At 67.7% G+C, this 20,172-nt stretch carries 19 protein-coding genes; 9 read left to right on the top strand and 10 right to left on the bottom strand.

Going from position 1 to position 20,172, the window contains the following annotated elements; all coding sequences use genetic code 11:
• Positions 1 to 218 precede the first annotated feature (218 nt).
• Positions 219 to 2,540, top strand: a complete 2,322-nt coding sequence (locus tag J7J08_RS10025; protein WP_214904719.1) for a DUF1631 domain-containing protein — start codon at positions 219 to 221, stop codon at positions 2,538 to 2,540.
• Positions 2,541 to 3,011: 471 nt separating this feature from the next.
• Complete coding sequence (locus J7J08_RS10020; RefSeq protein WP_214904716.1) at positions 3,012 to 4,091, top strand: NAD(P) transhydrogenase subunit alpha; 1,080 nt, start codon at positions 3,012 to 3,014, stop codon at positions 4,089 to 4,091.
• Positions 4,092 to 4,187: 96 nt separating this feature from the next.
• Here the strand turns inward: J7J08_RS10020 and J7J08_RS10015 are convergent, their stop codons facing one another.
• From J7J08_RS10015 to J7J08_RS10005, 3 genes are read right to left on the bottom strand one after another with little or no spacing between them, the layout of a single operon-like run.
• Entirely contained in the window at positions 4,188 to 4,619 is a 432-nt protein-coding gene (locus J7J08_RS10015; RefSeq protein WP_214904713.1) for a DUF3106 domain-containing protein, read from the bottom strand.
• A gap of 2 nt (positions 4,620 to 4,621) precedes the next feature.
• The gene (locus J7J08_RS10010; RefSeq protein WP_214904865.1) at positions 4,622 to 4,939 is read right to left on the bottom strand and encodes a hypothetical protein; all 318 of its coding nucleotides are present in this window, start codon (positions 4,937 to 4,939) and stop codon (positions 4,622 to 4,624) included.
• 8 nt (positions 4,940 to 4,947) lie between these two features.
• Positions 4,948 to 5,517, bottom strand: coding sequence for an RNA polymerase sigma factor (locus tag J7J08_RS10005; RefSeq protein ID WP_343237724.1), 570 nt, complete (start codon positions 5,515 to 5,517; stop codon positions 4,948 to 4,950).
• A 129-nt stretch (positions 5,518 to 5,646) separates the two neighbouring features.
• Between J7J08_RS10005 and J7J08_RS10000 the strand changes: the two genes are divergently transcribed.
• Complete coding sequence (locus J7J08_RS10000) at positions 5,647 to 5,955, top strand: NAD(P) transhydrogenase subunit alpha (RefSeq protein WP_068849390.1); 309 nt, start codon at positions 5,647 to 5,649, stop codon at positions 5,953 to 5,955.
• Positions 5,952 to 7,406, top strand: coding sequence for an NAD(P)(+) transhydrogenase (Re/Si-specific) subunit beta (locus tag J7J08_RS09995; RefSeq protein ID WP_214904708.1), 1,455 nt, complete (start codon positions 5,952 to 5,954; stop codon positions 7,404 to 7,406). The genes J7J08_RS10000 and J7J08_RS09995 overlap by 4 nt, the downstream gene beginning before the upstream one ends.
• Before the next feature lie 147 nt (positions 7,407 to 7,553).
• On the opposite strand, the gene J7J08_RS09990 is transcribed toward J7J08_RS09995, so the two are convergent.
• A complete protein-coding gene (locus J7J08_RS09990; protein ID WP_214904705.1) occupies positions 7,554 to 7,973 on the bottom strand; it encodes a hypothetical protein in 420 nt (139 codons plus the stop codon).
• A gap of 117 nt (positions 7,974 to 8,090) precedes the next feature.
• Between J7J08_RS09990 and sufT the strand changes: the two genes are divergently transcribed.
• The 3 genes from sufT to J7J08_RS09975 all read left to right on the top strand — a co-directional run bounded on the left by sufT (position 8,091) and on the right by J7J08_RS09975 (position 12,020).
• Positions 8,091 to 8,642, top strand: a complete 552-nt coding sequence (sufT, locus tag J7J08_RS09985; protein ID WP_214904702.1) for a putative Fe-S cluster assembly protein SufT — start codon at positions 8,091 to 8,093, stop codon at positions 8,640 to 8,642.
• Between the two features lie 31 nt (positions 8,643 to 8,673).
• Entirely contained in the window at positions 8,674 to 9,771 is a 1,098-nt protein-coding gene (locus J7J08_RS09980; protein WP_214904699.1) for a branched-chain amino acid aminotransferase, read from the top strand.
• 509 nt (positions 9,772 to 10,280) lie between these two features.
• On the top strand, positions 10,281 to 12,020 hold the full coding sequence (locus J7J08_RS09975) for a S8 family peptidase (RefSeq protein WP_214904696.1): 1,740 nt from the start codon (positions 10,281 to 10,283) through the stop codon (positions 12,018 to 12,020).
• A 108-nt stretch (positions 12,021 to 12,128) separates the two neighbouring features.
• Here the strand turns inward: J7J08_RS09975 and J7J08_RS09970 are convergent, their stop codons facing one another.
• From J7J08_RS09970 to wrbA, 3 genes are all read right to left on the bottom strand, one after another.
• Positions 12,129 to 12,614, bottom strand: a complete 486-nt coding sequence (locus J7J08_RS09970; protein ID WP_214904694.1) for an asparaginase domain-containing protein — start codon at positions 12,612 to 12,614, stop codon at positions 12,129 to 12,131.
• Positions 12,615 to 12,743: 129 nt separating this feature from the next.
• Positions 12,744 to 13,082, bottom strand: coding sequence for a DUF2069 domain-containing protein (locus J7J08_RS09965; RefSeq protein WP_214904691.1), 339 nt, complete (start codon positions 13,080 to 13,082; stop codon positions 12,744 to 12,746).
• Positions 13,079 to 13,669, bottom strand: coding sequence for an NAD(P)H:quinone oxidoreductase (gene wrbA / locus J7J08_RS09960; protein WP_214904688.1), 591 nt, complete (start codon positions 13,667 to 13,669; stop codon positions 13,079 to 13,081). Before wrbA ends, J7J08_RS09965 begins: the two co-directional genes overlap by 4 nt.
• 72 nt (positions 13,670 to 13,741) lie before the next feature.
• On the opposite strand from wrbA, the gene J7J08_RS09955 reads away from it, so the two are divergent.
• The gene (locus tag J7J08_RS09955) at positions 13,742 to 15,016 is read left to right on the top strand and encodes a YihY family inner membrane protein (RefSeq protein WP_214904684.1); all 1,275 of its coding nucleotides are present in this window, start codon (positions 13,742 to 13,744) and stop codon (positions 15,014 to 15,016) included.
• Positions 15,013 to 15,570 carry a TlpA disulfide reductase family protein gene (locus J7J08_RS09950; RefSeq protein WP_214904681.1) on the top strand — a complete coding sequence of 186 codons (558 nt, stop codon included), beginning with the start codon at positions 15,013 to 15,015 and terminating at the stop codon, positions 15,568 to 15,570. The genes J7J08_RS09955 and J7J08_RS09950 overlap by 4 nt, the downstream gene beginning before the upstream one ends.
• A 499-nt stretch (positions 15,571 to 16,069) precedes the next feature.
• Here J7J08_RS09950 and J7J08_RS09945 read toward each other — a convergent pair whose 3' ends face one another.
• From J7J08_RS09945 to hemA, 3 genes are read right to left on the bottom strand one after another with little or no spacing between them, the layout of a single operon-like run.
• Complete coding sequence (locus J7J08_RS09945; protein ID WP_214904679.1) at positions 16,070 to 17,770, bottom strand: tetratricopeptide repeat protein; 1,701 nt, start codon at positions 17,768 to 17,770, stop codon at positions 16,070 to 16,072.
• Positions 17,767 to 18,852, bottom strand: coding sequence for a peptide chain release factor 1 (gene prfA / locus J7J08_RS09940; RefSeq protein WP_214904677.1), 1,086 nt, complete (start codon positions 18,850 to 18,852; stop codon positions 17,767 to 17,769). The genes J7J08_RS09945 and prfA overlap by 4 nt, the downstream gene beginning before the upstream one ends.
• The gene (gene hemA / locus J7J08_RS09935) at positions 18,830 to 20,113 is read right to left on the bottom strand and encodes a glutamyl-tRNA reductase (protein WP_214904675.1); all 1,284 of its coding nucleotides are present in this window, start codon (positions 20,111 to 20,113) and stop codon (positions 18,830 to 18,832) included. Before hemA ends, prfA begins: the two co-directional genes overlap by 23 nt.
• Positions 20,114 to 20,172: the final 59 nt, after the last annotated feature.

Raw genomic sequence — 20,172 nt, 5'->3', positions numbered from 1 at the left:
GTGGTATTCCTTCACGTCCCTGTACTCGCTTCCCATCGACGCTGGCCTTACGATACAAGGCCTGCCGGCGCCCGGGTCATGAGGTTTAAAGTGCGGACTGTTTCACTGTCCCTGACCGGTCGGACGTCCTACCATCCGGGTGCTGGTGTCTTGGGGACGCCCGTGCCCGTTGTATCCATGTTGCATTCTGTACCTGCGAGGGTGGGGAGCCTTTTCGCATGATCGCCACGCCCAATGTACCGGGACAGCCGGGTCGCGACCCGGCGCTGTTGAAGCTTGCGCGCGAGGCCGCCCTGCCGGGCCTGGCCGAGTCGTTCGCGACCGTACTTGCACGCTTCGACGACGTGCTGTTCGACCGTGCCGGCACTGCGGGCGCGTCGCAGCTGTTGTTCCTGGATGGCATGCGTGAACTGCGTCGGCGCCGCGAGGACATCGTGGCCGGCTTCCGTGGTCACCTGGCCCGGGCCTGGGACGCGCTGGAAGGTGCCGAACCGTTGTCGGCCGAAGCCACCCTGGCCGGTCAGGTCGAGGACGGACTGAGCCTGGTCCCTGAACACGTGCTGGAATCGCGGCTGGCGGTGCGCAACTTCGCCACCGTGCTGCTGCGCGACTGGAAACCGGTGCTGGGCCGGCTCGACCGCCGCCTGGGCTGGATTGCCGGCGGACTTGAATTGAATGCCGATATCAATCCGATCAGCCCCGAGCACATCGGCGTGGCGATCCATGAGGCCTTCGCAGACTGTGAACTGGCGCCGGAAGTGCGCCTGGTGCTGATCAAGCTGTGCGAGCGCGACCTGCATGCGCCGATCGGCAAGCGTTACGAGAAACTGGATGAACAACTGGCGGCTGCCGGTGTGATGCCGCAGATGGCGGCCCCGCGCCGCGCCGCGCCGCGTCCGCCTTCGCCTTCGCCTTCGTCGCGGCAGGAACTGGACGAACTGGTCGAGGCGCTGGAAACCGAAAGCGGCGCTGCCGACGATAGTGCGGCACCGGCCTGGGCGCGACGCTTTGCCGACCGCTGGGCGGCCAGCCGCGGCCGCATGCAGTCGGCGCAGGCCGCGCATGACCATGCCAGCGATGGCCCCGACGGCATGAGCGGCAACCAGGGCATGTTGCTGGAGGCACTGCACGAGTTGCTGCAGCAGACCCGGCATGTGCGTGAAGACGCCACGTCCGCCGCCAGCGTGGCGGTCGGGCAGCAGCGTCCGCTCAGCCAGCGCGAAATGATGTCGGTGCTGTCGCTGCTGCAGGCCACGCCAAGCGCGACCCTGCGCGCGGCGATCGGCGAAGATGGGGAATCGCTGGCACAGCGGCTGAAGAGTGAAGTGCTGTCCGGAGCGACCCGGCTCGGGGTGGACCCGGCGCAGGCGCGCCTGGACCCGCAGGATGAAGATGCGATCGACCTGGTCGGCATGCTGTTCGATGTGATGCTCGACGAGCGCGACCTGGAAGGTCGCTCTCGCGAGCTGATCGGCCGGCTGGTGGTGCCGTTCGTCAAGGTGGCCATGCTCGACCGCCGCATGTTCGTGCAGAAGACCCACCCGGCGCGCAAGCTGCTCAATTCGCTGGCCGAGGCCTGCGAAGGCAATACCGGCGAGAGCCAGGCCGAGCGCGTGCTGATGGGCAAGGTCGAGGAAATCATCGAGCGGCTGGTGGCCGAGTTCAACGAGAACCTGGCCATCTTCCTGACCCTGGAAGAAGAATTCCGCGACTTCCTCGCCCAGCACCGGCGCCGGATCGAGATCGCCGAACGGCGTGCGGCCGAGACCCAGCGTGGCCAGGAAAAACTGGAAGTGGCGCGCACCCGCGCGGCATCCGAGCTGGACTGGCGTATCGCCGATACGGCGCTGCCGCAGGCCATCGGCGATTTCCTGCGCCAGCCGTGGCAGCACCATCTCACTTTGGCCGTGCTGCGCGAAGGCGACGACGGCCCGTCGGTGAGCGAGGCGCTCGCCCTGGCCGATGGCGTCTTGGAAGAAGTCGCCGAAGCCCGTCGCCAGATCGTCGGCAAGCCGTGGCTGCAGGCGTGGCACCCGGTGCTGCGCAAGGTGTTTGCCAGTGTGGGCGTGCACGCCGATGGTGCCAACGCCGCCATCGATTCGCTGCACGACACGCTGCAGTCCATCGCTGAATCGCGTCCGGAACTGGAGCGCGCGCTGCCGGAACTGCCAAAGGTGGCACTGCCGGTGCCGCCGGCGACGGACAGTGCCAGCGTGGAGCTGGGCAGCAAGGTTGATGTGACCGATTTCGACAACGCCGATGCCGACCGCTTCCGCGGCCTGGAGATCGGCAGTTGGCTCGATTTCGTCGACAAGGACGGCAAGGTCCAGGCGGGCAAGCTGTCCTGGGTCAGCCCGATTTCGCAGCGCCTGCTGTTCGTGAACCGCCGCGGCGTGCGCTTCTGCGTGGCCTCGCCGGAAGAACTCGCGGTAATGGTGCGCCTGGGCCGCCTGCGCGCGCACATCGACGACGGCGCGTTCGACAGCGCCATGCAGGGTGTTATCGACCGCCTGGATACCAAGGGCGCCACGGTTCACTGAGGTTTCGTTCAACGTCAACGGCAGCGTTTTGGGTGCTACGTGCTGGGGCTGCCCGCCGGCCTCCCCCGATGGTTGGCCGCGTGCGGTATGAAAGAGCAGACACGCATGGCCTGCCCTACGCGGGCACGGTAGGTCGGTCCCCAAACAACTGATAGCAGCCGCCGTTGACCTTCCATGGCCACTGACACACCGTCGAGGGTCGGCGGGGGCGTATTTGCGGGACCGTAGAAAACATGGATGTTTTCTACGAGCCCCCATGGATGGGTTTACGGCGTGTCCCGCAAATACGCACCCGCCGGCCCAGCTCGTACCATGCACGGCTCAACGGCTGTTCGCCCCAATGCATGAAGCTGCCGGCGAACGGCCGGCACTCAGGCGACGCCCGATTCCAGGCAGCGCTTTCAGCGGAAAGGCATCCTGCCCGACCAATCGGGTTACGATCCCTCCACTTACCGCTGCTCGGGGACATGCATGGCTGTCGAGGTGTTGGGGGTCAAGGAATACGCGCAGGGCGAACGGCGCGTGGCGCTGACGCCGGAAACGGCGCGCAAACTCATCGCGTTGGGCGCTGCCGTGTGGGTCGAACCGGGTGCCGGTGCCGGCGCGGGCTTCACTGACCAGGCTTACCTGGATGTCGGTGCCCAGCTGGCCGACGACGCGCGCCTTGGCCAGGCCGATATCGTGCTGTGCGTGCAGCCACCGGAAACGGCGCGGCTGGGCCAGCTCAAGAGCGGTGCCAGCCTGGTGGGCATGCTGCACCCGCAGGCCGATGCCGAACGCGCGGGCATGATCCAGTCGCGTGGGCTGCAGGCGTTCCCGCTGGAACGGTTGCCGCGCACCACGCGCGCGCAGTCCATGGACGTGCTCAGTTCACAGGCAGGCATGGCCGGCTACAAGGTCACGTTGATCGCCGCGCAGCTGGCGCCCCGCTTCTTCCCGATGCTGACCACTGCCGCCGGCACCATCCGGCCGTCGCGGGTGCTGGTGGTGGGGGCGGGCGTGGCCGGGCTGCAGGCCATTGCCACCGCGCGCCGGCTGGGTGCGCAGGTGGAGGGTTTCGACGTACGTCCGGAAACCCGCGAGCAGATTGAATCGCTGGGCGGCAGGTTTCTTGACCTCGGCGTGAGCGCGGTGGGCGAGGGCGGTTATGCGCGCGCGCTGACTGACGAGGAGCGTGCCGAGCAGCAGCGCCGACTTGGGGAGCACCTGAAACTGGTGGACGTGGTGATCTGTACGGCAGCCGTGCCCGGCCGCCCGGCTCCCAAGATCGTCAGCAGTACCATGGTGCAGGGCATGCGTCCGGGCAGCGTGATTGTCGACCTGGCGGCCGAAACCGGCGGCAACTGCGAGGCTACCCGACCGGGTGAAACGGTGAATGTTGGCGGGGTAACGGTGGACGGTCCGCTCAACCTGGCCAGCCTGGGGGCAGTGCATGCCAGCGAAATGTACGCGCGCAACGTCTTCAACTTCGTCGCGCTGTTCGTGAAAGACGGCACGGTCGCGTTCGACTGGGACGACGAGCTGCTGTCGAAGACACGCTGGATTGCATAGGCGCGCGATGTTGGTCATCGCGCAGCCACGCAGGGCGTGGCTCTACGCCGTCGCCCCGCATCTCATCCCGTAGAGCCACGCCCTGCGTGGCAACGATCAGCGCCTGGGCGGTGCCGGCGGGCGGTCCGTTACCGGGTTGGCCTTCAGCCATTCCTGCCGCTGCTCAGGACTCATGCCGGCCCAGCGCTCGCGCAACGCGTCACGCTGCGCAGGCGTCATGCCCCGCATCTGCGCGAACAATGCCTTTGCCTGCTCCCGTTGCTCCGGGCTCATGTTCTCGAAGCGGTGGCGGCCGCGCCGGGCCAGCTCGCGCTGTTCCGGGGTCATGCTCTGCCAGCGCTGGCCGTGCTGCAGCATGCGCTCGCGCTGCGGCGGCGGCGCGTCGTTCCAGCGGTCGCGCACCGGCGCGATCAGCGCCTCCCGCTGTTGCGGGGTGAGCTTGTCCCACTCCGGCAGCGCCGAAGTCTGTGCCCCGCTGGCCGCGCTCAGCGACAGCAGCACCAGCGCCAGGGTCAGTCGCGGTTTCATGTTCACTCCATTGCCAGGTCGGTGGCGCCCAGCCACAGGTACAGGTCCGGATTCTCGTCGAGCACATCGCTGCTGTCATCTCCGGCACTGCCTGCCATCTGCACCGGGGGGGGCTCCGGCGGATGGGCGGTGAAGCTGATGCCCAGCCCCAGCGCGACCACCAGCGAACAGGCGGTGGCCAGCCACCAGCCGTGCGCGCGTGCCTGCCGCGGCGCGTGCCGGGCGGCACGCAGGCGCGCCAGCGTGGCCGGAGAGAGCTGGTTCACCGCCTGCGCGTGCAGCTGCGCCAGCGCGGCGTCATCAGGAAGCGTGGAATTCACGGGGCGGCTCACAGTTCGATCTCCAGATGCTGCTGCAGCGCCTGCCGGGCGCGCGAAAGATGGGTTTTGACCGCGCCTTCGCTGCAGCCCATGGCTGCGGCGGTGGTGGCGCCATCGAGCTGCTGCAGCACGCGCAGCGTGAACGCTTCGCGTTGGCGTGCCGGCAGCCCGCGCAATGCCTTGACCAGCGCGGCGTACTGATCGCGCTGCTCGTGGGCCTGCGCCGGGCCGGGGCCCGGATCGGCCCAGTCGATGTCGTGGTCGCCGGCCAGTTCGTCGCTGCTGCGCCAGAACTGCAGCCGGAAGCCGCGGCGGCGCTGCAGGTCCACCACCCGGCGGCGCAGGATGCTCCAGAACAGCGGGGACCACTCCCCCGCGGGTTTGTCGCGGTAGGCCAGCATGCGCAGCATCGCGTCCTGCACCGCATCCAGCGCATCGTCACGCTGGCGCAGCCCGGCCTCGGCGAAGCGGAACGCACGCGGGCCGATGCCGGCCAGGAACGTATCCAGCGACACCGGCAACGCGGTTTCGGCATCGGCAGCGTCGGCCAGGGTCGGCAGGGAAGGGCTCACCAGCACAGGGTAGCGCTCGCGCAGGGGGATACCGTGAGAACGCACCGGCGCGGCATTGGTTGACCGCCCTGCAGAACGGTTCAGCGCATGGTTATGATGCAGGGGACGGGATGACCGCCGGGAAGAGGGACAGCAATGAGCGACGGGTTCGTGGCGTTGTACATCTTCATGCTGGCTGCGATTGCAGGCCACGTGATCATTTCGCGGGTGCCGGTGATCCTGCATACCCCCCTGATGTCCGGGTCCAACTTCATCCACGGCATCGTGCTGATCGGCGCCATGGTGGTGCTGGGCCACGCGCAGACCCCGCTGGAGAAGATCATCGGCTTCATCGCCGTGGTGCTGGGCGCGGGCAACGCCGCAGGCGGTTACGTGGTGACCGAGCGCATGCTGGACATGTTCAAGCCCAGCCAGAAGCGCGACGCCGGGGAGAAGGCACCTTGAACGTGACCACCGCGCAACTGCTGCAGTGGCTGGTGCAGGTGAGCTACCTGGTGGCCGCCACCCTGTTCCTGCTGGGCCTGCAGCGCATGGCCTCGCCGATGACCGCGCGCAGCGGCATCCGCTGGGCGGGCCTGGGCATGCTGATCGCCACGGTGGCGACCTTCTTCCTGCCCGACCTGCACAACGTACCGCTGATCCTGGCGGCGGTAGCCATCGGTACCGGCGTGGCGTGGTGGTCGGCCAAGCGCGTGGCCATCACCGACATGCCGCAGATGGTGGCGCTGTACAACGGCATGGGCGGCGGTTCGGCCGCCGCGATCGGTGCGGTGGAACTGCTGCGCTTTTCGTTCCTGGCCAACCGCGATACCAGCCACTGGAGCGCGCAGGCCATCGCCGAACTGGGCGCGCGCCAACCCTCGGCCACGGTGCTGGCGCTGGCGGTGATCGGCTCGGCGATCGGCGCGGTATCGCTGTCCGGTTCCATCATCGCCTGGGCCAAGCTCGACGGGCGGCTGGACCGGCGCGTGACCTTTCCCGGCCAGCAGGCGTTCAATCTGCTGGTCGCGCTGGCGATGGTGGTGCTGGGCACCTGGGCGGCGGTCAGCCTGAGCCCGGTGGCGATCATCAGCTTCTTCGTGGTCGCCCTGGCGTTGGGCGTGTTGATGACCCTGCCGATCGGCGGCGCCGACATGCCGGTGGTGATCTCGCTGTACAACGCCTTCACCGGCCTGGCCGTGGCCTTCGAAGGCTATGTGCTGGGCAACGAGGCGTTGATCATCGCCGGCATGATGGTCGGCGCGGCCGGCATCCTGCTGACCCGGTTGATGGCCAAGGCGATGAACCGGCCGATCAGCGGCGTGCTGTTCTCCAACTTCGGTGGTGGCGGCACCGCGCAGGAAATCACCGGCGCGCAGAAGCCGATCGAGGCCAGCGACGTGGCCGCCATGCTGGCTTTTGCCGAACGCGTGGTGATCGTGCCCGGCTACGGGATGGCCGTGGCCCAGGCCCAGCACAAGGTATGGGAGCTGGCACAGCGCCTGATCGAGCGCGGCATCAAGGTGAAATTCGCGATCCACCCGGTGGCGGGACGCATGCCGGGCCACATGAACGTGCTGTTGGCCGAAGCGGGCGTGCCGTACGACCTGATCGCCGACATGGACGACATCAACCCGGAGTTCCCCACCACCGACGTGGCACTGGTGATCGGCGCCAATGACGTGGTCAACCCGGTGGCGCGCACCGACCCGGCCAGCCCGATCTACGGCATGCCGATCCTGGACGTGGTCAACGCCCGCAACGTGGTGGTGATCAAGCGCGGCAAGGGTACGGGCTTCGCCGGCATCGAAAACGCGCTGTTCTACGCCGACAACGCGCGCATGCTCTACGGCGATGGGGCTGGGGCGGCTGGCGCGTTGGTCAGCGAATTGAAGGCGCTCGACGGGGGGCATTGAGCGGATGGGATGGCCATGGATATGCGTGGGCCGGCCAACGGCCGGCGCTACGGGTCGATGGACCCGGCGGTTGATTGATCCTGATTTCAATGGGCCCGTAACAATTCGTAGCGCCGGCCGTTGGCCGGCCCACGCAATCGCCGAACGTTACCTCGCTATCCACCACCCGACGACCAACGCCACCCCCAGCCACAACCATTCGGCAACGCCGTTGGCCAGCTGAACCAACGTGAACGCCATGAACGGCCCCATCCGCAACGCTGAATCCCACGGATCCAGTCCCAGCGAACCGCCCAGATAGGCCGAGGCGATGCCCCAGTTGGCGGCTGCCGCCACCAGCAGGGTTCCCAGCAGGGTCAATGTGACCCGCAACGGGCCGCCGCGCAGCTTGCCCAGGCGCAGCATGAACCCCAGTTCCAGCGCGGCCAGTACGGCCATCCAGCCCGCCTGGCGGCTGCTCAGCAGTGCGATGACCAACCAGGCCAGTGTGGCCGTGACGATTCCAAGCAGAAACAGCGGGGCCCAGACCCAGGCAGAAGACCTGGCGGGCGCAGAGGTGGGCGGCATGCATTCTTCCTTTGGTCCGCCACAGGATACCGGCTTGCGGGGTGACCGGCGCGTGGGCGGCCGCTGGGCTAAAATGGCGGCCTTGCGGGAATTGGCCGCGACCCCATATCGATCCACATGTACTCCCGTAGCAGCGAACCCGTCCACTTCGAACGCGACTGCGAGGCCGTCATGGTCCCCCAGGGCGAAACGGTCACTTTGCCGGCCGGCAGCTATGGGTACATCACCCAGGCGCTGGGTGGCAGCTATACCGTGTTCGTTGAAGGCAATCTGTTCCGCATCGCCGGCAAGGACGGCGACGCCATGGGCAAGGAACCGCCACCGGCGCTGGAACTGCCCGCCGACGCCTCCGACGAGGAGGTCGAAAAGCTGGTGTGGCAGCAGCTGCGCACCTGCTTCGACCCGGAGATCCCGTTCAACATCGTCGACCTGGGCCTGGTCTACGAAGTGGAGCTCAAGCACCTGGACGATGGCCAGCGCGAGGTCGACGTCAAGATGACCCTGACCGCGCCAGCGTGTGGCATGGGCGACATCCTCGTCGACGACGTGCGCAGCAAGCTGGAAATGATCCCGACCGTGGCCGAAGCCGATGTCGAACTGGTGTTCGACCCGCCGTGGAACCAGCACATGATGTCCGAGGCCGCCCGCCTCGAAACCGGCATGCTGTAATTGATCCCGTAACCAGAACAGGAAATATCCGGTGTCCCAGTCTTCCGTGAGCTTCACCACCACCCGTTCCGCCCAGCCGCGCAGCAGCGAGGAGCGCGAACGCATCCTGGCCGCGCCCGGTTTTGGTCTGCACTTCACCGACCACATGGTGGAAGTGCGCTGGGACAAGGATACCGGCTGGCACGACGCCAGCGTGCGCCCCTACGGCCCGCTGCAGCTGGATCCGGCCGCCGCCGTGCTGCATTACGGCCAGGAAATCTTCGAAGGCATCAAGGCCTACCGCCACGCCGATGGTTCTATCTGGACCTTCCGGCCGGACGCCAACGGCCGCCGCCTGCAGCGCTCGGCGCAGCGCCTGGCGCTGCCGGAGCTGCCGGTGGAGATCTTCGTTGAATCGCTCAAGCAGCTGATCGCCTTGGATGCCAGCTGGGTGCCGTCGGCCGACGAATCCAGCCTGTACTTCCGCCCGTTCATGATCGGCGATGAAGCCTTCCTCGGCGTGCGCGGTGCGCAGAAAGCCGGCTATTACGTGATCGCCAGCCCGGCCGGCCCCTACTTCGCCAAGGGCGTGGCCCCAGTGGCGATCTGGCTGTCCACCGAATACGCGCGTGCGGCCAAGGGCGGCACGGGTGCGGCCAAGTGCGGCGGCAACTACGCCGCTTCGCTGTTGCCGCAGCAGAAGGCGCAGGCGCAGGGCTGCTCACAGGTGCTGTTCCTGGATCCGGTCGAGGGCAGGTACCTGGAAGAACTGGGTGGCATGAACGTGTTCCTGGTCTACAAGGACGGCACGCTGGTGACCCCGGAACTGTCCGGCAGCATCCTGGAAGGCATCACCCGTGAAAGCATCCTGCAGCTGGCGCGCGACCGTGGCATGAAGGTCGAAGAGCGCAAGGTGACCATCGACGAGTGGAAGCAGGGCGTGACCTCGGGCGAGATTGCCGAAGTGTTCGCCTGCGGTACCGCGGCGGTGGTCACCCCGATCGGCCAGCTCAAGGGCGAGGGCTTCTCCGTGGGCGACCTGGCTGCCCCGGCCGGTGAAGTGACCATGTCGCTGCGCAAGGAACTGACCGACATCCAGTACGGCCGCCTGCCGGATCGTCATGGCTGGCTGGTGCGCCTGGACGGCTGATCCGGCCCAGGAAAACAAGAGACCGAGGCCCGCCTGGCAACAGGCGGGCCTTTTCATTTGGGATGGGTCGCGCAGCCACGCAGGGCGTGGCTCTACGGTTGGCGGGCCGAAGGCCGTAGAGCCACGCCCTGCGTGGCTGCCACACCCTGGCCGCTCAGAACGATCCAAACCGGGCTAACCCATTGCTGCGCAAGCGATGTCTTGCGATTGACGCGCAAGACAGTGACGCAGGACACGGATTACGCGCGAGCTGTCCATTTCCCTACCCGCAGGTTTCTTCACATTCACAAACCATTGACCCGGAAAGTCTCAGATCGAAACTTTCACAATCCTGAAAGCGCGCTGAAACGTTGTTGGGGTGAATCGAAACCACTAGCGTCCGGGGTCGGGCGGTTTTGCAGGGGAAAACCGATCCGTCTTCCAGGTTCGATCCAAGCCATCTCTGCACAGCGCCGGATCGAACCCACCACGCCGCCTCGACGGCTCCTCAAGACCTAAAGGGAATTCCGATGTCTCATGATTCGCAGCGCTTGCGTCAGCGTGCCTTGGTTGTACTCGGTGGTTCGGTTCTCTCAACCCTGCTCCTGGCCGCGCCGGCCTTTGCCGGTGACGTGCAATTGAGTGGCCTGGCGTCGGCACCAACCCACCAGCGTTTCATCGTCAAGTTCAAGGACGGCGCCACCGATGTGGCCACCCCCACCGCGCTGGCCAGCTCGCTCAAGGCCGCCGCCCAGGCCGTACCGGCCACGCAGGGTCGCGCGCTGGGCCTGCAGAAGCTGCGCCAGCTGGCCATCGGTCCGACGGTGGTCAAGGCCGACCGTCCGCTGGACACGGCCGAATCGGAGCTGCTGATGCGCCGCCTGGCCGCCGACCCGAACGTCGAATACGTCGAAGTCGACCAGCTGATGCACGCCACCCTGGTGCCCAATGACACGCGTCTGTCCGAACAGTGGGGTTTCGGCACGAGCAACGCCTCGATCAACGTACGCCCGGCGTGGGACAAGGCCACCGGCACCGGCGTGGTGGTGGCCGTGATCGATACCGGCATCACCAGCCATCCGGATCTGAACGCCAACATCCTGCCGGGCTATGACTTCATCAGCGATGCCGCGATGGCGCGCGATGGCGGTGGCCGCGACAACAATGCCAACGACCAAGGCGACTGGTACGCCGCCAACGAATGCGGTGCCGGCTACCCGGCCTCCAACTCCAGCTGGCACGGCACCCACGTGGCCGGCACCATCGCGGCGGTGACCAACAACACCACCGGCGTGGCCGGCACCGCCTACAACGCCAAAGTGGTTCCGGTGCGCGTGCTGGGCAAGTGCGGTGGCTACACCTCCGACATCGCCGATGCGATCGTCTGGGCCTCCGGTGGCACCGTCAGCGGCGTGCCGGCCAACGCCAACCCGGCCGAAGTGATCAACATGTCACTGGGCGGCGGCGGCACCTGTTCGACCACCTACCAGAACGCGATCAACGGCGCCGTCTCGCGTGGCACCACCGTGGTGGTGGCAGCGGGCAACAGCAACACCAATGTGTCCTCGTCGATGCCGGCCAACTGCGCCAACGTAATCGCGGTGGCCGCCACCACCTCGGCGGGCGCCCGCGCCAGCTTCTCCAATTACGGCGCCGGTATCGATGTTTCGGCACCGGGCCAGGCGATCCTGTCCACCCTCAACAGCGGTACCACCGTGCCGGGCACCGCATCCTACGCGTCCTACAACGGTACCTCGATGGCGGCCCCGCACGTGGCCGGCGTGGTCGCGCTGGTGCAGTCGGTCGCGCCGACCGCGCTGTCGCCGGCAGCCATCGAGACGCTGCTCAAGAACACCGCACGGGCCCTGCCGGGTGCCTGCACCGGAGGCTGCGGTGCCGGCATCGTCGATGCAAACGCGGCTGTTACCGCCGCGCTGGGCGGGACCAACCCGAACCCGGGCACCGGCACGCTGCAGAACAACGTGCCGGTCACCGGCCTGGGCGCCTCCAGCGGTGCATCGCTGGCCTACACCGTGGCCGTGCCGTCGGGCCGCTCGCAGTTGAAGGTGACCATCGCCGGCGGCAGTGGCGATGCGGACCTGTACGTGCGTTCGGGCAGTGCGCCGACCGACACCGTGTACACCTGCCGCCCGTACCTGAGCGGCAACAACGAAACCTGCACGATCAACGCTCCGGCGGCAGGCACCTGGCACGTCCGGGTGAAGGCGTACAGCACCTTCTTCGGCGTGACCCTGACCGCGCAGTATTGAAAAAAAGGCCCCGGCAACGCCGGGGCCTCTTTTCGGTAGCGCCGGCCGTTGGCCGGCCCTACGAATTGCTACGTTCCCGGTGGGATCCGGATACGTCGGGACAGGCGATCATGCGTCCTCGAACCGGTTTGCGGCCACGTTCTTGCGCACGTGTTCGGGATTCCAGATGCGGCCGTTCATGGCGATGTACACACCCGGCGGCAGCGACTGCACCGCGCCGATCGCGCAGCCGATGTTGAACTCGGCGTCCGAACCGCGGAAGCGTGCCGGGCTGAGCGCGCCGGTCATGACGATGGTCTTGTCCGGGATGCTCTTGAGCACCTGGCCGGTCTGCACCATCGAATCGGTGCCGTGGGTGACCAGCACGTGGCGGGTCGGCTGCGCGGCGATGGTTGCGCGGATCAGCTCGCGGTCTTCATCGGTGATGTGCAGCGAGTCCTTGCGCAGGATCGGAATCACGTTGAAACGGAAGGTTACGCCCAGCTCGCGCAGGATCATCCCGATCTGCGGATCGCCGATCTGGTAATCCGACTTGTCGTCGAAGTAGATCTTGTCGATCGTGCCACCGGTGGTGATGATCAGTAGTTCTTCCATTGCCGCAATCCTGGTTTGACGGTGAGCCGCGCGGGGGTGCCACGTAAGGTGCACATGATACGGCGACGAGGTCGGTAGCGCCGGCCGTTGGCCGGCCCACGTACCGCCTGGGCCGGCCAACGGCCGGCGCTACCGGGTCCGCCCAAACCGCCTGCGCAGGCCCGGGGCGCTGGATACGCCGATCACTGCCAGGGCCAGCAGCAGCTCCAGCCAGGCCCACAGCGCGGTTTCCGGGTGGCTCCAGGCACTCATCACGCCGTGGCTGAACCAGAACAGCGCCAGCACCCCGGCCCAGAACATGGCCTTGCCGCGGCCCGTGAGCACGCCAAGCGCCAGCAGCAGTGGCGGGGCAGTGAAGACCAGTTGGCTGGCCAGCCAGTGTCGGTCGTGCGCGAACCAGGTCGCGAACACCGCCGCCAGCGCCAGCAGCAGCACGGCCAACGTCCACTTCTGCACGCGCGGGCTCATCCCAGCCGCCGTGCGATATCGGCTACGCGCCGCCCCAGCGCGCGCGCCAGGATGGCTTCATCTTCGCTCGGCACCGGGTTGTCGTCCGCGCCGGCCACGTGGCTGGCGCCGTACGGCGTACCGCCGGTGGTGGTGTGGCTCAGCGCCGGTTCGGTGAAGGGAATGCCCACGATCAGGCAGCCGTGATGCAGCAGCGGCACCTGCATCGACAACAGCGTGGATTCCTGGCCGCCATGCAGCGAAGCGGTGGAAGTGAACACCCCGGCTGGTTTGCCGGCCAGCGTGCCGTTGACCCACTCGGCCCCCAGCCCGTCCAGGAAATGCTTGACCGGCGCGGCCATGTTGCCGAAGCGGGTAGGGCTGCCCAGCAGCAGCCCGCTGCATTCGGCCAGGTCGTCCACGCTTACGTAGGGTGCACCGTCATCGGGCACCGGCGGCCGCGCGGTCTGGGTGACCGCCGCCACGGGCGGCACCGTGCGCAGGCGCGCGCTCATGCCCGGCACTTCGCCGATGCCACGCGCGATCTGGCGCGCAAGCCGCGCCACCGAACCGCCGCGGCTGTAATACAGCACCAGGATCTCCGCCATCTCGCTTCCGTTGTGTCCAGTCTGTCCGCAGTATGGCATTGCCTCCACCCGGCTTCAGGTACGCTTGCCACGATGGAACCCCTGGATACCCTCAACCTGTGGATGGAACGCGTGCGCGACCGCGCCCGCACCGCCAGCTTTGGTCGCTTCCTGTGGCGTCGCTTCCTCGATGACCGCCTGTTCCAGGCTGCCGCCTCGCTGGCCTACACCACCGTGTTCGCGCTGGTGCCGCTGGCCATCGTGGTGTTCGGGGTGCTCTCGGCGTTCCCGGTGTTCGATCGCTGGAGCGACACGCTCAGCGACTACGTGTTCTCCAACTTCGTGCCCAATGCCGCGCGCGCGGCCGAGGGCTACCTGCGCCAGTTCTCGGCCAGCGCCGGCCAGCTCACCGCCGCCGGCTTCATCGCGCTGGTGGTGTCGCTGCTGATCACCCTCAACAGCGTGGAGCAGACCTTCAACCAGATCTGGCGGGTCAGTTCGGCGCGGCCCAAGCTCACCCGCTTCCTGGTCTATTGGACCGTACTCACCCTCGGCGCGATGCTGGCGGCCGCCTCGCTGGCCGTGTCGGCGCGGGTGTTCGCGCTGCCGCTGTTCGGCACCAGCGAAGGCCGCCTGCTGGCCAACGCCTCGCTCACCATTGCGCCGATCCTGATCGAGTTCGTCTGCATCATGCTGGTGTACCGCGTGGTGCCGCACCACACCGTGAAGTGGCGGCATGCCATCCCCGGCGCGATCCTCGCTGCCGTGATGCTGGAACTGGTGAAGTGGGGCATGGGCGCTTACCTTGGCAGCTTCCAGTCCTACCAGAAGCTCTATGGCACGGTGGCATTCGTGCCGATCCTGCTGCTGTGGATCTATCTATGCTGGGTGTCGGTGCTGCTGGGCGCCTCGCTGGCCTCGTCGATCGCCGCATTCCGTTACCAGCCGGCCGACCTGCGCCTGCCCACCGGCTATGAACTGTATGGGCTGCTGCGTCTCATCGGGCGCTTCCACCAGGCGCGCGTGGACGGTCGCGGGCTGGACGAAGACGAGGTCCTGCGGCTGGAACCGATGCTGACCGACTCGCTGCTGCAGAGCATGCTCTGCGACCTGGAAGCGATCCGCGTGGTGCGCCGCGACGAGCGGGGCGAGTGGCTGCTTTCCCGCGACCTGGACAAACTCACCCTGGCCGACCTGTACGAATGCACGCAGCTGCGCATTCCGGTCAAGGAAGCCTACCTGCCGTACCGCGACGACAGCCTTGGCTCCGCCTCGGTGGCGGCGCTGGATGCCTTGCGCCTGCCCCTGCGCGAGCTGCTCAAGCGCCGCGTCAGCGATATCTATTCCCCGAATGGAGACACCCCATGACCTTCAAGCCATTGCTCCTGGCCGCAGGCCTGCTGGCCCTGGCTGGCTGCAACAAGCCGGCGCCGCAGCCCGAAACGGCAGCACCGGCACCGGCGCCCACAGCAGAACCGACGACCCCGGCCGTCGATGCGGCCACGCCCGACCTGGAACGCAAGACCGTGGCCCAGCCGCGGCTGGTGCTTCCCGCCCTCGATGGCAGCACCTATGACCTGGCGGCGCACCGTGGCAAATGGGTAGTGGTGAACTTCTGGGCGACCTGGTGCGCACCATGTCGCAAGGAAATGCCGGAGCTGGCGGCGCTGCATGCCATGCGCGAAGAGATCGAAGTGGTCGGGCTGGCCTACGAGGACATCGAACCGGCCGAGATGAAGGCCTTCCTGCAGAAGCTGCCGGTAACCTATCCGATCGTGATCGTGGACACCTACAACCCCCCGGAAGATTTCGCCGTACCGCGCGGGTTGCCGCTGACATACCTGATTGCGCCGGATGGTAAGGTCGCCAAGGAATTCCTGGGCCCGGTGACAGCGGCGGATATCGAAAAAATCGTGCGGTGATGCCTTCGCTCTTGGTTGATTGATCCCAATCTTCCTGCGCACGTATCAATTCGTAGCCCCGGCCGTTGGCCGGGCACCGCGCGCAGCGCGGCACAAGCGTCCGGAGGCGGCGGGATGCGGCCCCGGTGACCCGTCCGGCGTTTAGACGATCCGAAGCCGACGGTAGCACCGGCCGTTGGCCGGCTGCTTTTCGTTCCGGCGTCATGAACGCCCGACGGGCGGCTTCGGAACGTGTAAACGCCGGGGTGTTGGCCGCGAGCGGCGAAACACCGGCCCCGGACGCTTGGGCCGCGCCGCGCGCGGTGTCCGGCCAACGGCCGGGGCTACGAATTTTTACGGGCCCATTGGGATTGGGATCAATCAACCATGGGGCCATTGGGGTTGGGATCAATCAACCACGTGCCCATTGGGATCAATCCACCGCGGTGGATTCGGAAATCCCTGAATACCCGCCGGTACGGCCGGGCCGCGGATCGCCTGGGCCGGCCAACGGCCGGCGCTACCGGTGTTGCCAGCCGTGCAGTTTCGCCATGGCCTGTACCTCGGCGCTGAAGTCGCGCGCGAAGCCGGCCATGTCGAACAGGCCACTGTCGGAACGCCGCTGGGCCAGCGTGGCCCGCAGCGCCGCCAGTGCCTGGGTGTCGTTGCCCAGTGCGATCGCGGTTGCAACGAAGGCACGGTCGTCGGCAACGTTCATCGCCGGCAGCTGCAGGTGGTGGTTGAGCGATCCGGCCACGCGCGAGGCGAACGTCGCGCCCGGGCAGGTCAGCACCGGGCAGCCGGCCCACAGCGCATCGGAGGCGGTGGTGTGGGCGTTGTACGGGTGCGTGTCCAGGAACAGGTCGGCATGCTGGTAGCGCGCCAGGTAGGTGGGATGCGGCAGCTTGGGCATGAACACCAGCCGCGTCGGATCCAGCCCAGCCTCGCGCGCGGCGGTGCGCAGCCGCGCGTCGGCATTGCCCGGGCCGGACAGCAACCACAGCACGCTGCCCTGCACGCCCTGCAGCACCGCGAACGCGCGGCGCAGGCTGCGCGGGTTGAGCTTGTAGCTGTTGTTGAAGCAGCAGAACACCACGCCCTGCGCGGGCAGGCCACAGGCCTCGCGGCCGGGCGCCGGATCCAGCACGCGGGTGTTGTCCGAAGGCTGGAACGCGCGGGGCAGGTGCCGGACCTGCTCGCTGAAGGCCGGCGCCAGCGCAGCCGGCAGCACGTAGTCATCGGCCAGCACGTAGTCCATCCACGCCGCGCCCGAAGTGCCCGGATAGGCCAACCAGTTCACCTGCACCGGTGCCGGGCGCATGGCCAACACCGCGGGCGTGCCACCGCCGCCCCAGCCGCGCAGGTCGAACAGCACATCGATGCCGGCGTCGCGGATGCGCGCGGCAATCGCCGCATGCGGCAGCGCTGACACGTCGTGCAAGGCAGTGGCGGCGGCCTGCAGGCGCGCGCGGATCGCGCTGCCATCCTCTCCGTTGAGGGCGAACAGATGCAGCTCGAGCACGCCCAGCGCGTGCAGCTGCTCGAACAGCGCCACGGTCAGCAGCCCGGTCGGGTGCGCGCCGAAGCCATTGGACAGAAAGCCCACGCGCAGTTGTCCATCGCGGCGGACCTGCGTGGCCGGCAGCGCACGCAGCCCTTCGGCAACACCCGCCGCGCGTTGCCGTGCACACGCCAGCTGCTCGGCGGCACTGGCGTCTTCGCTGAGGAACGCGAACGGCTCGACCACCGCCGCACCTTGCGCGACGGCCTGGCGCACCTGGTTGGACAGCGGCTCCAACCCGCGCCAGTCGCACAGCCGGCGTTGCCAGTTGAGCAGCTGCGCAGTGATGTAGGGCTCACCCGGCAGCAGGCGATGCGCCTGCCGGTAGGCATCCGCGGCGGCTTCGGGCTGGCCGGCGTCTTCCAGTGCGTGGCCCAGCCACAGCGCGATGCCGGGGTGCTCGGGTACCAGGTTGGCGGCCTGGCGCAGCAGCGTGGCCGCCTCGCCATGCCGGCCCTGCATCCAGCGGCTGCGGCCGAGCCGGGCCAGCGCTTCGGGGTGGCCCGGGCGCAGCTGCAACGCGCGCGAGGCAGCGTGGTCGCCGGCAGCGGTGTCGCCGGCTTCAAGCTCTGCATCGGCCAGCATCACCCAGGCGATGAAGTCCTGGGGCTGGCGCTGCACCGCGCTGCGCAACTGGTCACGCTGCGGGTCCATGCTCACGCGCCGGCGGACAGCTGGGCCAGTTCGTCGGCCTGGTGTTCCTGGATCAACCGCTCCACCAGTGTGTCCAGCTCGCCGGCGATGATGTTGGGCAGGTCATACAGGGTCAGCCCTTCCACGCGGTGGTCGGTGATCCGGCCCTGCGGGAAGCTGTAGGTGCGGATGCGCTGGCTGCGGTCGCCGCTGCCAACCTGCAGTCGGCGGCTTTCGGCGGTGGCGGCAGCGTGTTTGCTGCGCTCGGCATCCAGCAGCTGTGCCTTGAGCCGTTTCATCGCCTTGTCGCGGTTGGCGTGCTGGCTGCGTTCGGTCTGGCACTCGACCACCACGCCTGTGGGCACGTGGGTGATGCGGATCGCCGATTCGGTCTTGTTGACGTGCTGGCCACCGGCGCCGGACGAGCGGAACGTGTCGACTCTCAGATCTGCCGGGTTGATGACGATGTCATCGACCTCGTCGGCTTCGGGAATGATCGCCACCGTAGCCGCCGAGGTATGGATGCGACCCTGCGATTCGGTGGCCGGCACGCGCTGCACGCGGTGGGTGCCGGATTCGAACTTGAGCTTGGAATACGCCCCGCGGCCGACCACGCGCGCCACGATCTCCTTGTAGCCGCCGTGCTCGCCGGGATTGTCCGATTCGACCTCGACCTTCCACCCCTGGCGTTCGGCATAGCGCGCGTACATGCGGAACAGATCACCGGCGAAGATCGCTGCCTCGTCGCCGCCGGTACCGGCACGCACTTCCAGGAACAGGTTGCCCTCGTCGCGTGGGTCGCGCGGCACCAGCAGCAGCGCCAGGTCATGGTCCAACTGCTGCAGGCGCTCCTGGGCCGCGGCGATTTCCTCTTCGGCCAGCTCGCGCAGGTCCGGATCGCTGCGCATCGCTTCGGCGGCGGCCAGGTCGGCCAGCGCCCGCGCTTCGTCGTCCAGCGCGGTGGCGATGGGCTGAAGCTGCGCGAACTCGCGCGAGAAATTGCGGAACCGCTCGTTGTCGCCGACCACGTCCGGGTCGGCCAGCAGGCGTTCGAGTTCTTCGCGGCGCTCGGCCAGTGCTTCCAGCTTACGGCGCAGGGTCGGCGTCATCGTTGCTCACGGCAGGGTGTTGGTAGCCCGGCTTGGCCGGGAACAGGCGCTCGGCGGCGCGGGTCAGTTCAGTATCGCCGCTGAGCGCTGCCGCGCGCAGCGCGGCGGTCGGCGGGTGCAGCAGGCGGTTGGTCAGGCCGTGCGCGAGCAGCTCCAGTACTTCTTCCGGCGATTTGCCGTGGGCCAGCTGCTGGCGTGCCTTGTCCAGCATTTCCACCCGGGTCGCTTCGCCGTATGCACGCAGCTGGCGCAGCGGGGCCTGGTGTGCGTTGGCCTGCAGGGTCTCGACGAAACGCGATACCTGGAGGTCGATGATCGCTTCGGCTTCGGCGGCGGCCTCGCGGCGGCTGCGGCGGTTGTCTTCCACCGCGCGCTCCAGGTCGTCGACCGTGTACAGGAATGCATCCTGCAGGTCGCCGACCCCGGCTTCGATATCGCGCGGTACCGCCAGGTCGAACAACAGCATCGGCTTGTGCTTGCGCGAGAGCAGCGCGGTGGCGATCTGGGCCTTGGAAATCACCGGCTCGCGCGCGGCGGTGGCCGAGAACACGACATCGGCTTCGCCCAGGTGGCGCTCCAGTTCGGTCAACGGCAGGGCCACCCCACCATGGCGGGTTGCCAGCTCCTGGGCATGGGCCAGGGTGCGGTTGGCGATCAGCAGCCGGCGTACGCGGCCTTCGCTGAGGTGGCGGGCGGCCAGTTCAATGGTTTCGCCGGCGCCGACCAGCAGTACGGTGGAATCTTCCAGCCGCGCGAACGAGTTCTGCGCCAGGCGTACCGCGGTGGAGGCCACCGAGATCGGGTTGGCGCCCACGCGGGTATCGGTACGGGCGCGCTTGGCCACCGAGAAGGTCTGTTGGAACAGCCGGTCCAGACGCTGGCCAAGCAGGCCGTGGTCGCGCGCGGTCGCCCACGCATCCTTCACCTGGCCCAGGATCTGCGGCTCGCCCAGCACCATCGAGTCCAGCCCGGTGGCGACCCGGAACAGGTGGCGTACGGCATCGGCATCGGCGTGCTGGTACAGATAGCCCTGCAGCTGCCCGGCGTGCGACTCCAGCCACTGCGCCAATGCCTCGCCCGACTCGGCCACGGCATACAGCTCGGTGCGGTTGCAGGTGGACAGCAGCACCGCCTCGGCCACCTGCGGGGTATCGCGCAACGACGCCAATGCCTGGGACAGGGCGTCGCCGCCAAAGGACGCGCGTTCGCGCAGTTCCACTGGCGCGGTCTGGTGATTCAGTCCGAGCACCCACAGGGTCATTGTTCAGTTGCTTGCGATAAGCTGCTGGCCATTCAAGTCGTCATTTTAAGGCCAGAAGC

Origin of the sequence: Stenotrophomonas sp. ISL-67 (assembly GCF_018612915.1) — a bacterium.
Classification (GTDB): Bacteria; Pseudomonadota; Gammaproteobacteria; order Xanthomonadales; family Xanthomonadaceae; genus Stenotrophomonas.
This window is presented reverse-complemented; position numbering and strand designations above follow the sequence as displayed.

Bases quoted from the DNA above. Each gene is read 5' to 3' on its own strand.
- J7J08_RS10025 (WP_214904719.1), top strand. From the start codon at position 219: ATGATCGCCACGCCCAATGTACCGGGACAGCCGGGTCGCGACCCGGCG.
- J7J08_RS10020 (WP_214904716.1), top strand. From the start codon at position 3,012: ATGGCTGTCGAGGTGTTGGGGGTCAAGGAATACGCGCAGGGCGAACGG.
- J7J08_RS10015 (WP_214904713.1), bottom strand. From the start codon at position 4,619: ATGAAACCGCGACTGACCCTGGCGCTGGTGCTGCTGTCGCTGAGCGCG.
- J7J08_RS10000 (WP_068849390.1), top strand. From the start codon at position 5,647: ATGAGCGACGGGTTCGTGGCGTTGTACATCTTCATGCTGGCTGCGATT.
- J7J08_RS09990 (WP_214904705.1), bottom strand. From the start codon at position 7,973: ATGCCGCCCACCTCTGCGCCCGCCAGGTCTTCTGCCTGGGTCTGGGCC.
- sufT (WP_214904702.1), top strand. From the start codon at position 8,091: ATGTACTCCCGTAGCAGCGAACCCGTCCACTTCGAACGCGACTGCGAG.
- J7J08_RS09975 (WP_214904696.1), top strand. From the start codon at position 10,281: ATGTCTCATGATTCGCAGCGCTTGCGTCAGCGTGCCTTGGTTGTACTC.
- J7J08_RS09970 (WP_214904694.1), bottom strand. From the start codon at position 12,614: ATGGAAGAACTACTGATCATCACCACCGGTGGCACGATCGACAAGATC.
- J7J08_RS09965 (WP_214904691.1), bottom strand. From the start codon at position 13,082: ATGAGCCCGCGCGTGCAGAAGTGGACGTTGGCCGTGCTGCTGCTGGCG.
- wrbA (WP_214904688.1), bottom strand. From the start codon at position 13,669: ATGGCGGAGATCCTGGTGCTGTATTACAGCCGCGGCGGTTCGGTGGCG.
- J7J08_RS09955 (WP_214904684.1), top strand. From the start codon at position 13,742: ATGGAACCCCTGGATACCCTCAACCTGTGGATGGAACGCGTGCGCGAC.
- J7J08_RS09950 (WP_214904681.1), top strand. From the start codon at position 15,013: ATGACCTTCAAGCCATTGCTCCTGGCCGCAGGCCTGCTGGCCCTGGCT.
- prfA (WP_214904677.1), bottom strand. From the start codon at position 18,852: ATGACGCCGACCCTGCGCCGTAAGCTGGAAGCACTGGCCGAGCGCCGC.
- hemA (WP_214904675.1), bottom strand. From the start codon at position 20,113: ATGACCCTGTGGGTGCTCGGACTGAATCACCAGACCGCGCCAGTGGAA.